Origin of the sequence: Pseudoalteromonas piscicida (assembly GCF_000238315.3) — a bacterium.
GTDB lineage: Bacteria > Pseudomonadota > Gammaproteobacteria > Enterobacterales > Alteromonadaceae > Pseudoalteromonas > Pseudoalteromonas piscicida.
Map to the genome: position 1 here is coordinate 2,488,295 of NZ_CP011924.1, position 12,420 is coordinate 2,500,714.

Below are 12,420 nucleotides of genomic sequence, written 5' to 3' on the forward strand. Positions count from 1 at the left end.
GTATAAATTGAAACACAATTTGGGTTGTTAGCTCAGTTGGGAGAGTATCGCCCTTACAAGGCGAGGGTCACTGGTTCAAGTCCAGTACAACCCACCACTTCTACTCTTAGATTAGAATTGGACATTAAACTCTATTCGAGAGTATAAATTGAAACACAATTTGGGTTGTTAGCTCAGTTGGGAGAGTATCGCCCTTACAAGGCGAGGGTCACTGGTTCAAGTCCAGTACAACCCACCACTTCTACTCTTAGATTAGAATTGGACATTAAACTCTATTCGAGAGTATAAATTGAAACACAATTTGGGTTGTTAGCTCAGTTGGGAGAGCATCGCCCTTACAAGGCGAGGGTCACTGGTTCAAGTCCAGTACAACCCACCACTTTATTTTCTAGATATAGTGGTCGATTCAAAACATCGCACTAAGCCTAAGCAAGGCTAAAACCACAACTTTAAATTCAGTATACCACTTCACTTTCCGTACTGTCGTTGTTACTTATCACATACTCAAAAATCACATCAAAATGAATAAGTTTAAACCTGCCATTAAGTCCACAGAAACAACCCACTTTTCTCATTGATTAACTAATTAATTACTCTACTAAGCCTCCCAAATTTTTGTTATACCCTTAACTATTTTGCCACTAACCTCAGTAAATAGTTGGGATAAGCTAAATAGACTAACCTACTAAAAATGAGTTAATTTTTGTTTTCAAAACTACACCTAAGTACTAGACTAGAAGCAAAGCCATTGTCTAAAAATTGTTTCTATGTCAGCTCCATCTATTCAAAATGCCAAAATGTTAATCGTTGAAGATCAACCATTAGCATTGAGCTATATGAAACAATCTTTAGAACAGTTAGATTTCAGAAATTTAAAATTTGCAGAAAGTGCAGACAGTGCAAAAGAGCTTTGTACCATCAATAAGTTTGATCTCATCGTATGCTCTTTTGGTTTAGCAAAAAAACAAAATGGCTATCAATTTTATGAAGAGTTGCGCTCCAAACAGTTAATTCGCTCAAGTACCGCTTTTATTTTTATTTCTTCTGAAACTAGCCCCGAGTTAGTCCATAGTATTATTGAACTCCAACCTGATGACTTTTTAGTTAAGCCCTTTTCAATAAAAGAACTACAAAACCGTATAGAACGAGTTTTAAAGCGTAAACAGGCTTTAAGGCATATAAACTTGCTTGTAGACGATAAGAACTACTCAAAGGCCTTGAAAGCGCTAGATCTAGAACTAGATAACAAAGATCATAACTACACTTCCCTACTCCTAAAGCTAAAAGGAGAACTTCTACTCAGGCTCAATCAATTAGAAGAAGCTAAGTCTTTTTACAAGTCGGTTTTGGCTCTACAAAAGTTTACATGGGCAAAGCTAGGCTTGGTCGAGGCGCTCATTACCAACAATGAAGATGTTATCGCTCAAAAGATGTTGAAAACCTTAATAGAGCGACCAGAAACTCGTCTTCCTGCGCTCGATTTATTGAGCAAACTCGAAATAAAGCTAAATCAATATGAGAATGCCCAACAATTGTTAGAGCAAGCAATTGAGATGGCACCCAGAAACATAAATAGGCAACAGTCACTTGGTCGAGTTGCGCAAATTAATCACGACTATGAAGCCAGCTATAAAGCGCATAAAGATATCGCAAGTTTCGCGCGCTACTCTATCCATGACAAACCAGAAGTGTATTTGAACGCCGCACGAGCAGGAATAGATTTTGCTCTGAGTACCGATCAATCAGACCAAGTCACTCGTCTCACAAGACAAACGCAACAATACCTGAGTGATTTAAAACAACAATTTCCAAACGCACAAACCCAAGCGCAAATCGATGTCCTCAACGCCCGCGTCCATTATCTAAAAGATGAGCATAAAAAAGCGAAACAACTGCTAGAACAGTTAGAAGATGAACCCGTTATTCGCTCGGTAGATTCCACTTTAGACAAAGCAAAAGCACTACATGAGGTGGGATTAAACCACAAAGCTCAGGAGCTATTTAGTCAAGTTATTGCCCACTGTGAGCGCCACAACTCAAGCGCAGATCCCATCACAATGCACTATCTATATCAGCAGCAGCAAGAGAAAAAAGAGATCACCATGGGTCCTAGAGAGCTGAATAACCATGCGGTCACACAGTTTAACAAAGGACAGTATGAAACCGCTTTGGAGGCATTCACTCAAGCCTTTAGAATTATGCCTAAAAACTCAGGAATAGCGCTAAATTTACTGCAATGTATGAGTGATAGTTGTGCTAAGTCAGGAAGTACTTTTAATTCCAATTTAGCAAAGCGTTGTACTACCTTGCTAAATCAGTCTGAGTTGGATAGTGAACAGCAGATCCGCTACGGTAAACTCAAAGCTAAACTAAATGAAATGAAACTCGACTTTGAGTAATCACTTGTTTTATCGCAATTGAGTTATTTCTTTTCCATTGCAAGGGCATTAACACAATAACGCAGTCCACTTGGTTCAGGGCCATCAGGGAATACGTGACCTAAGTGGCTATCACACACATTACAAGTGATTTCGACGCGCGTCATTCCATGGCTCTTATCGCCATGATATGCCACCGCTTCCACTGCTGCAGGCTGTGTAAACGAGGGCCAACCAGAGCCACTATCAAACTTTTCTTCGGCATCGAATAACAGCTCGCCACAGCATACACAGTAGTATTTACCAGGTTCAAAAAGCTGACAACTTTGTGAGCTAAACGGGCGTTCAGTCCCCTTTTTCCTGGTGATCATGTAAGTTTCTGGAGCAAGCTCTGATTGCCATTGCTGGTCCGATTTATCAACTCTGCGAGGAGCAACAGGATTACCATTTCTGGCAAAGTTTAGTATATCTAACCACTTTAACATCTCAATTCTCTCTCTTGTTTACTTCTGTTTTTTGCTCTTCAACAGGAAGTGGCCAATCGCCAAAAAAGCAGCTTAGATAGCGACTTTTAATTAAATATAAAAGTACCCAACTCACCAATACAATTTGTACGGCAATATAAGGAGAAAAACTATAATGGGTTTTCCCAGCTTGCAGGGTTAACCACGCCAAATCGAGTACCGCTGTTAATATAAGTGGCAAACGCATATAACGCCAGACGACTGCGAGCTTTGGAGAGCTTGTTGGCCGCCTAAGAGAAAACACAACGGTTGGTATGAGCGCGATACAAGCGATCCCTGTCGCGACAAAAAAGTGAAACTTAGACTCAAAGAATAGCGACATCAAATCCAAGTCTGGGCGTCTCGCTAGTGCAGAAAACACCCAAATAAGCAACGGGCGGAGCAACACGACCAGCGCTAAATTAAAAGCGATTGGCGTACGATAAACGCCATATTTATCCCAGTATTCAGGGCCGTATCGTGTTACTGATTTCATTTTACTACTCGTATTTGTTTAACAGTGCGATCAGCGCCTCTTCATCGAACACCTCAACACCTAGCTCTTGTGCCTTAGTGAGCTTAGAGCCTGCTTTTTCGCCGGCATAAACTGCATCCGTATTTTTCGACACACTACCCGCGACCTTAGCGCCAAGCGCTTGCAATCTCGCTTTAGCATCGTTGCGGTTCAGTTGGCTCAAGGTTCCAGTCAACACATAAGTTAGCCCTGCTAAAGGCTGTGCATCCTCTGACGGTGCTGCCACATCTTGCCAAGTTACACCCACTTCAATCAATGCAGTTACCACTTCTTGATTGTGCTGCTCGGCAAAAAAGCTATGAATGTGCTGCGCAACAACAACACCAACATCACTTACTTGCTGTAGAGTATCAATGGAGGCGACCATCACTTTTTCAAGCGTCAGGAAGTGATTTGCCAAGTTTTGTGCTGTCGCTTCACCAACTTCTCTGATCCCAAGGGAATACAAAAATTTGGCTAACGTTGTTTGCTTTGCTTCCTCAAGCGCCGCAACCAAGTTTTTAGCAGACTTTGGTCCCATACGTTCAAGAGACTCAAAATGCCCTTGTCTTAAGATAAACAGATCGGCAGGGGTTTTGATTAGCTCGCGCTCAACTAACTGCTCAACTATTTTGTCGCCAAGGCCATCTATGTCGAGGGCCTTTCTCGATGCAAAGTGCTTAATTGCTTCTTTACGTTGTGCACGGCACACTAAACCGCCAGTACAACGCGCAACCGCTTCCCCTTCAACGCGCTCAACATGAGAATCACACACCGGACAAGTATCTGGGAACTCAATCTCTTTGGCATCATCTGGACGCCTATCTAAAACGACCTGAGTTACCTGAGGGATCACATCCCCAGCTCGGCGTACAATAACGGTATCACCAATCTTTACACCTAAACGCGCAATTTCATCACCATTATGAAGCGTGGCATTCGATACCGTAACACCACCAACAAAAACAGGCTCTAAGCGTGCAACGGGCGTGATCGCACCAGTACGACCAACCTGAAACTCAACATCAAGCAGCTGAGTGATCTCTTCTTGTGCTGGAAACTTAAATGCAATCGCCCAGCGCGGCGCGCGAGCAACAAAGCCAAGCTGCTCTTGCTGCGCTTTATCATTCACTTTGATCACTACGCCGTCGATTTCATAGGGAAGCTCAGCACGGCGCGTCATGATATCTTGATAATAAGCCAAAGCTTGCTGTGCATTATCGACAAGCTTTGTCTCAGGGCTCATTGGCAATCCCCAACCTTGTAATTGCTGTAGCTGCGCATAATGCTCGTTGGCCAGCTCACCGCCTTCAACCAAGCCCATAGAATAAGCATAAAACATCAACGGACGCTTAGCGGTGATTTTTGAGTCTAACTGACGCAGACTTCCTGCTGCCGCATTTCTTGGGTTTGCAAAGGTCTTATCACCTTTCGCTTGCGCCGTTTCATTTAGCTTAATGAAACCCGCAGTATCCATAAAAACTTCACCACGCACTTCTACTTCATGCGGAATATGTTCTCCACGCAGTTTCAGCGGAATATTGCGAATGGTTTTGACGTTCTCAGTGATGTTTTCCCCAACTTGACCGTCTCCCCTTGTCGCCGCTTGAACGAGCACACTATCACGATACAAAATAGACACCGCCAAGCCATCGAGCTTTGGTTCACAGCAAAAAGTAACATCTTTACTTGTCAGTAGGCGCTCTTTTAGACGGCGATTAAATGCCGTAAATTCACTCTCGTCGAAGGCATTATCAAGCGACAACATAGGTACTCTGTGTGTTACTTGCTCAAACTTGCTAAGCGCTTCACCACCCACTTTCTGCGATGGGGAATCAGGACTTTGTAACTCAGGATGCTGCTGCTCAAGCGCCATCAACTGGCGCATTACACGATCATATTCCGCATCAGGCACACTTGGGTTATCTAGAACATAATATTGGTAATTGTAATCTTCGAGTTGCTGCCTAAGAGCTGCAACTTGGCTTTCAATGTTGTCTGACATTTAAACCTCTAAACGTAAAAAGCCACCAGCAGATGCCAGTGGCTTAAAAATGATTCTAAGTAGCGATTAAGCGGCGAATTCACGCACTTTTTCAACATAACCGCGCACGGCTTCAACCGTTAACGGTTCGCGGTCTTTATCAAGTACCGTTGCGCCAAACTCTTCAGCTAGTTTTTTCGATGCACTGTGAAGCATATTAAATGCAGCCAAGTTATCGCCTTCACAAGGTAAGGTCATAAATAGGCTAATGCCAGCTGTGCTAAATTGTTCCATGTTATCGATGTCAAACGTACCTGGGTTGTACATGTTTACCAATCTAAATAACACAGGACCGTTTCCGGACGGCTCTAAATGGCGATTGAAGAAGCCCTCATCAGAATATTTAAATCCAAGGCTTAACACGGTTGGTAACAACCTTGAACCTGCCATTTTCAGGCCTTCAGGCATATCAACGTGAAGAATAATAAAGTCTTGTGGCTCTATTGCACTCTCTTCAAGCTCAGCCTCTTCAGATCCACTGTTCTCGGTTTGCACCTCAGTTTCAGGCTCTTCCGTCGCTAAAATGCCCTCAGTCGCAGGCTCGTCATCCACCGCACTAAAGGTCATCTCTCCAATTTCAGGTTCGTCAGGCTCTTTATCGTGACTCGGCGTTTGCTCTTTGAGTTCATTGGGCTCCTTTTTTGAAGCTTTATCGCTGTTCTTCTTACGAACAGACCAAAGTCCATGTATGAGTAACCCGCCTATGACCAACGCACTGATCACGATTAATGCCCATCTTAACTCTGTGGCCATTGCTCACCTTTTTTGTTGTTATGCCTGTGCCATTTGCACCGCTTGTTCTATATCTACGGCAACCATACGCGACACCCCGGGTTCTGCCATGGTTACCCCCGTCAGTCTACCCGCCATTTCCATAGCGACCTTATTATGACTGATATAAATAAATTGCACTGTTTGCGACATCTCTTCAACCAAACGACAAAATCGCCCTACGTTTGCGTCATCAAGCGGTGCATCTACTTCATCCAGCATACAGAATGGGGCTGGATTAAGCCTGAATATTGAAAACACCAATGATAATGCGGTCAGCGCTTTTTCTCCACCACTTAACAGATGAATTGTAGAGTTTTTCTTACCAGGCGGCCTTGCCATGATAGAAACACCACTTTCTAGCAGGTCATCGCTAGTTAATTCTAGATATGCATTCCCCCCACCAAACACTTTAGGAAACAGCTCAGCTAAGTCTTCATTCACTTGATTAAAGGTGGCGCTGAAGCGGGTTTTGGTCTCTTTATCAATTTTTCTGATCACCGCTTCTAACGTTTCTAACGCATTAGTGAGATCATCCAGCTGTGTATCTAAATAGGTTTTACGTGCCTTCGCTTCTTCAAACTCTTCAATTGCAGCTAAGTTCACAGCCCCTAACTTGCCAAGATCATTACTGACTCGACTCAAATTAGCTTGATACTGCCCCAAATTTGCATTCTCAGGTAATTGCGCCAGCTCCGCTTTTAGCGTCCGGCCAAGCTCCTGCAAAGGTTCAAGTGCCGCTTGCGCCTTTATCATCAAGCTTTGCTCTTCAAGTTTCACTTGTTGCAAAGACTCATTGAGTTTACCCACTTCGCCTTGCGCATCTTTTAATGCCGCTTGTTTTTGGGAAAGGTTTTCCTTGGCTTGGTTGAGCGTATCCAACATCGTTTGCTTTTGCGCCTTGGCTTCTAGATGTTGGGCGAGCAATAATTCAATGTCTTCATGCGCCTCCGCGAGCGGCTCTTCACAAAGCAAAATATCTGCTTGTGTTTGCTCGATGCGCTGGTTTATTTCATCGCGACGATGTTGCAAGTGTTCAAATTTAGAATTGCTGAGCTGTAGTTCACTTTCAGCCTGCTGTGATGCAAGTTTAGTGGTATGAACTAATTGCTGTGCTTCTTGTAATGCGGCGCGTCGAGATTGACTATGTTGTTTAAACTCGGCCAACTTAGCCTCGGCCAGTTGTTGTGTTTGTTGTGCTTGCGCTAGCAACTCATCACGTTGTAATTGCTGTTCAGTATAAAGTTCAAGTTGTTCGATGACCTCAGCTCGTTCTTGAGCAATGGCATCAAGTTGTTCTTGAATTTTCTGTCCTTGCTCACGCCAAATGCTCAGATTCTCATCCAGCATTTCAATTTTGGTTTTATGGCTGGCGATTGCTTGGGCCTTTTCGTGAACGCATTGCTGTGTTTCCAATAAGCCAGCTTGCGTGTCTTCAAGGGCAATACGTTTTTGTGCTACAGCCTGCTCGGCCTCTTCGGTGAGTTGTTGTAAATGAGGAAGCTGAGATTGGCATGACTGCAATTGGGCATAGCGTTTTAACGCGCCACTCTCTTCATTGCTTTTCGCCTTGGCCTTGAAGTTATCTCCCACAATAACGCCACCGACCGTCACGCCGAGAAGAAATTGTTCACACGATTTAAAGTCTGTAGGTTCAGCGCATAATTTTATTTTCGTTAAAAAGCTGGGGAATAGTCCTGAGCTTATTTTTGTCGCGACGGAATCAACGGGAACTTCGAGTTCGATGGGCCATAGCGTATTCATTTCGCTTTGCTCAACGACCAAATGCGTCAACCCAAGCAGTGCCGCTTCCACGCATTCTTCATACCCAGACTCGACAACAAGTTGCGATAACATAGTCGCAGATGAAGCCTCCGATGTTTCCTCTGCCCAGCGTGATAACGCTTTTATTTCAGATTGCACTTCTTGTAACACCTGGATCGATTTTTGAGCATGAGCCTGTGCCAGTAAGATTTCCTCTTTATTGGCTTGCTCTTGGTCTTGCAACTTACCAGCTTGGCTTTGTAATTTAGCCATCGCTTGAACCAGCTGATGATGTGCATCCTGAGCTTCAGCCAAGTCATTTTCCAACATAGATGCGTGATGCGCGTCTGCCTGTTCCAGCAGTTCAGCCTGACGCTTGTCTATGTGCAGTTTAGCTTGCTGTTGTTGCGCTAATTGGCTTGCCCCTTGCTGTACCTGAGCATGTATTTGTTGGTACTGCTTCTGTGCGCCACTAAACTGCGCTTCTAACTGAGCCTGCTCTGTGTCACTTTGCTCATTTGTGAGTTGAATTTCTTCCAGTTGCAATAGCGCAATTTCAAGTCGTTCAGAAACTTCAGCGACTTTTTCAGCGCTGCTCGCCACATACTCGGCTTGCTCGTCTTGCGCCTCAATCACTTCTTGCTGTTGTGATTTCAGTATTTGAGACTGCTCAATAAGCTGACGCTTTTTATCAGTTAGATTGACTTTCTGTTGCTCAAGCGTTGCCAACTGGGTTTCAATTCGGTGCACGCTATGTTGTGCTTGCTCATAGCCATCATTGCAATGCTTAATTTCATGTTCTAACGTCGCTAAAATGCTGTCATGACCACTGTGAGCTTCATTAAAAAATGCTAATTTTTCATTGAGTTTGGCAATTTCTTTGGCTTTGATTGCCTGCTTTTGCTCAAGGCTTTGCCACTTTAAAATCGCTATCCAAGACTTTAAGTCACGCTCTTGCGACTTTAAAGACTTATATTCGCTCGCCTGTTGTGCTTGAAGTGCCAGTTTATCTAGCTGACTCTGTAGCTCTTGCCTAACATCGAGCAAACGCTCCATGTTTTCGCGGGTACTCTTGATCCGAGTTTGGGTTTCTCGTCTACGCTCTTTATATTTTGAAATCCCGGCGGCTTCTTCTAAAAAAACTCTTAACTCTTGCGGCTTACTCTCAATCAAGCGAGAGATCATCCCTTGCTCTATAATTGCGTAACTGCGAGGACCTAGGCCAGTACCCAAAAAGATATCCGTGATATCGCGCTTACGGCACTTACTCCCATTTAAAAAATAAAGAGATTGGCCATCTCGCGTTACTAAGCGCTTAATGGCAATTTGATTACGATCTGCAAACGTGCCGGGCAACCGGCCTTGAGTATTATCAAAAATCAGTTCTACAGAAGCTTGCGAGATAGGTTTACGTTTGGTCGAACCGTTAAAAATAACGTCCGTCATGGCATCGCCACGGAGATTTTTCGCAGAGCTTTCACCCAGTACCCAGCGAACCGCATCAATAACATTAGACTTACCACAGCCGTTTGGCCCAACCACACATGTCATCTGGTCAGGAAACGGGATCTTGGTTGGCTCTACGAAAGATTTAAAGCCGGCCAGTTTGATGCTACTCAGTCGCATAGCTTATTATTGTTGTTCGCGGTTACTTTTGAGAATAAGGCAATTCATTAGTAAGATCTATGAGTTAGCAATGACAGCGTTTAATATTATCCAAAATGATCCCAGTAGCCATCGCCACATTCAATGACTCAGCACCGCCAAACGCAGGAATAGTCACCTTTTTATTGATGTGAGCCGCTATGGTATCGCTAATACCATGGGACTCGCTGCCCATGACCAACACGGCATTACGACTAAATTGGCACTGATGCACACTTTCACCACCAAGAAATGCTCCATAGCATTCGCCTTGATATTGCTTTAAAAAGGCCTCGAGATCGGTTCTTACCACATTAACACGCACAAATGAGCCCATGGTGGCGCTGATCACTTTAGGGTTAAATTGATCCGCGCAGTTTTCGCTTACCACAAGCTGCGTTAATCCATACCAATCAGCAAGACGAATAATGGTACCGAGATTACCCGGGTCTGAGACTCCATCTAATGCTAACACCAACCCAGCTGTATTGATTTCTTCTGCCGGCGACATTGCAACGACCGCTATCGCCGCATTATTTGATACCAAAGTACTCACCTTGCTCAGCATTTCCTCTTCTGCTTCTACACAGGTAATATTAACGAGTTTGGATTTATACTTTGTCATGAACTCATTGGTCGCGAACAACTGTTCAACAGCCAACCCAGCATCAACTAACTCAATCACATTCTTCTCGCCTTGTACTAAATACAGGCCATGTTGTTTGCGATATTTTTTTTGCCCTAAAGCACGAAGTAGTTTTTGTTGATTCTTGGAGATCATGTGCACCTCAAAAGTTGGATTTACCATTATACCTGTTCAGTATCAGATAAAAAGCGTTTCAATGAGGCATTAAGCTAAGAAATTATGTTATCTTGTGCCGAATGATACACAAGGCATAGAGGTAATCATGTCACCTGAGCTAACGCTTATTTTACTCAACTTTATTCTACTTTTTGTGGCCTATGTATTCGTTTACCCAAAGTTAAAAGAGAAAAGCCTCGCCAGTATCAGCAAACAAGATTTATTGGTTACTGCGGTTTCTTTAGTTGTGTCTGGAAGTTTGTACTATGGCAAGGATATCGAATTTTCGTTAGTGTTTTTTAAGAGTAATTGGGTGGTGTTTACGATTGTCGCATTTAGCGTGATTGAAATCCCATTTTTACTGTGGTTTAAACGTCGCTATAACATTAAGTTTGGAGAGTAAGTATCACACTCCCCAAATTTACTTAATTTGAAGTTTAAGCTAACGGATTTTTATTTATTCACAGTCCAATTTAGCTTGAGCTTCACAACGCATTTGCGCGTCAGCTAAATCGGCACCGCCCAGGCAAAAATCAATTCTCATCAACTTTTCTTCTCGCCCAAGGTGCTGCGTATCAACAGGAGACCATTGCCAACTTTTAATAAGTTGTTTAGCGTGCTTAGCCAATTTTGTGGATGGAATGCTAGCAATTTGTACTATATCATCAGTTTTGCCATCAGCACCAATCATCACCTTGAATACGGTACATCCAGCAAGCTTGCGCTTTGCTAATGCTAGTGGATATTTAGGTGTGCTATTACCTTTCTTTTGCCAAATGGAAGTTTCTATAGATGGACTTAACTGGGTTGACTTTATATCAGCATATACTGTCTTTGCTGCAGCTCCCCAACAGCTGCCTAAAATCAGCAAACCAATCAATAATTGAATTTTCATAAATACTCCTTTTTATACTTATCAAATAGAGGTTCCACTCTACTTCTTATTCATTGAAAAACCAAAGCAATAGTTGCTTTGGCTTCCATAGGCAACTCACTCAGCTCGCTTTTCGCGACCAAGCAATGCCATCGCGGCTTCTTTCACATCTTTTTGCTCATAAAGCACTAGATAGATCTGCTCGGTGATCGGCATTTCAATACCTGTGCGTTTGGCAAGTAGATAAACTTCTTTGGTATTGCGATAGCCTTCGACCACCTGACCTATACTCGACATCGCCTCATCGACCGACTTTCCCGAGCCAAGTGCAAGACCAAAGCGGCGATTACGCGACTGGTTATCCGTACAAGTGAGAATCAGGTCACCCAGTCCTGCCATACCCATAAAGGTTTCAGAACGCGCGCCTAAAGCACATCCTAAACGACAAAGTTCAGCAAGTCCTCGGGTAATAAGCGCCGTTCTGGCATTGGCACCAAAACCAAAGCCGTCAGACATGCCCGCGCCAATTGCGATAACGTTTTTGACCGCGCCACCGAGCTGAATACCAATAAAGTCTTCATTGCTATACACCCGAAACGAGCGACCGCAATGCAACAGCTCTGCAAGCTCTTCACGAAACTTTGCACAAATCGAAGACACTGAAATAGCAGTAGGTAACCCTGCTGCCATTTCTTTTGCAAAAGTAGGTCCACTTAGCACCGCCAGCGGCACATCGTCACCTAACACGTCCAGTGCAACCTCTTGCAATAATCGCCCAGTATTCGGTTCCAGCCCCTTGGTTGCCCAAGCTACTTTTGCATTCTCAAGTAGCATAGGTTTAATCTTCTTCAAGGTGTCTGCAAACGCATGACTTGGCACAACCACCAAAATACGCTCGCTAGACTTAACAGCCGTTTCTAAATCGGCCTCAAGTTCAAGCGTGTTTGGAAACTGGGTGTCAGGAAGATAACGTTGGTTTTTACGCTCAGCTGCTAGCGCCTCAACGTGTTCGCTATTGCGTCCCCACAGTGTCACTTGGTGACCATTTCGGGCGAAACAAATAGCAAGGGCGGTGCCATAAGACCCCGCCCCTAATACAGTTACAGCTGATTTTGCTGTACTCATC

10 protein-coding genes and 3 tRNA genes are annotated in these 12,420 nt (G+C 43.8%); 5 read left to right on the top strand and 8 right to left on the bottom strand.

Translation table 11 applies throughout. The features are described 5' to 3' along the window. Window positions 1–21 precede the first annotated feature (21 nt). From PPIS_RS11585 to PPIS_RS11600, 4 genes are all read left to right on the top strand, one after another. Window positions 22–97, top strand: a tRNA-Val gene (locus PPIS_RS11585). Between the two features lie 65 nt (window positions 98–162). Then, window positions 163–238: transfer RNA gene (locus PPIS_RS11590), tRNA-Val, on the top strand. 65 nt (window positions 239–303) lie between these two features. Beyond that, window positions 304–379, top strand: a tRNA-Val gene (locus tag PPIS_RS11595). A 388-nt stretch (window positions 380–767) separates the two neighbouring features. Beyond that, on the top strand, window positions 768–2,399 hold the full coding sequence (locus PPIS_RS11600; RefSeq protein WP_010378834.1) for a response regulator: 1,632 nt from the start codon (window positions 768–770) through the stop codon (window positions 2,397–2,399). Between the two features lie 23 nt (window positions 2,400–2,422). Here the strand turns inward: PPIS_RS11600 and msrB are convergent, their stop codons facing one another. From msrB to PPIS_RS11630, 6 genes are all read right to left on the bottom strand, one after another. Further along, a complete protein-coding gene (gene msrB, locus PPIS_RS11605; RefSeq protein ID WP_010378832.1) occupies window positions 2,423–2,863 on the bottom strand; it encodes a peptide-methionine (R)-S-oxide reductase MsrB in 441 nt (146 codons plus the stop codon). A 1-nt stretch (window position 2,864) separates the two neighbouring features. Beyond that, a complete protein-coding gene (locus PPIS_RS11610; RefSeq protein WP_010378830.1) occupies window positions 2,865–3,377 on the bottom strand; it encodes a DUF2919 domain-containing protein in 513 nt (170 codons plus the stop codon). 4 nt (window positions 3,378–3,381) lie between these two features. After that, a complete protein-coding gene (gene ligA / locus PPIS_RS11615; protein ID WP_010378828.1) occupies window positions 3,382–5,400 on the bottom strand; it encodes an NAD-dependent DNA ligase LigA in 2,019 nt (672 codons plus the stop codon). A 66-nt stretch (window positions 5,401–5,466) separates the two neighbouring features. Next, entirely contained in the window at window positions 5,467–6,192 is a 726-nt protein-coding gene (gene zipA / locus PPIS_RS11620) for a cell division protein ZipA (protein WP_010378826.1), read from the bottom strand. An 18-nt stretch (window positions 6,193–6,210) separates the two neighbouring features. Further along, window positions 6,211–9,600, bottom strand: coding sequence for an AAA family ATPase (locus PPIS_RS11625; RefSeq protein WP_010378824.1), 3,390 nt, complete (start codon window positions 9,598–9,600; stop codon window positions 6,211–6,213). Between the two features lie 64 nt (window positions 9,601–9,664). Beyond that, a complete protein-coding gene (locus PPIS_RS11630) occupies window positions 9,665–10,399 on the bottom strand; it encodes a TrmH family RNA methyltransferase (RefSeq protein WP_010378822.1) in 735 nt (244 codons plus the stop codon). Window positions 10,400–10,526: 127 nt separating this feature from the next. Here PPIS_RS11630 and PPIS_RS11635 point away from each other — a divergent pair, with 127 nt between their 5' ends. Next, the gene (locus PPIS_RS11635; protein WP_010378819.1) at window positions 10,527–10,823 is read left to right on the top strand and encodes a hypothetical protein; all 297 of its coding nucleotides are present in this window, start codon (window positions 10,527–10,529) and stop codon (window positions 10,821–10,823) included. A 54-nt stretch (window positions 10,824–10,877) separates the two neighbouring features. Here the strand turns inward: PPIS_RS11635 and PPIS_RS11640 are convergent, their stop codons facing one another. Together PPIS_RS11640 and gpsA are read right to left on the bottom strand one after the other, a co-directional pair. After that, a complete protein-coding gene (locus PPIS_RS11640; protein ID WP_010378815.1) occupies window positions 10,878–11,315 on the bottom strand; it encodes an energy transducer TonB in 438 nt (145 codons plus the stop codon). 96 nt (window positions 11,316–11,411) lie between these two features. Then, window positions 11,412–12,419: an NAD(P)H-dependent glycerol-3-phosphate dehydrogenase gene (gpsA, locus tag PPIS_RS11645; protein WP_010378813.1), complete on the bottom strand. Its 1,008-nt coding sequence runs from the start codon at window positions 12,417–12,419 to the stop codon at window positions 11,412–11,414. Window position 12,420: the final 1 nt, after the last annotated feature.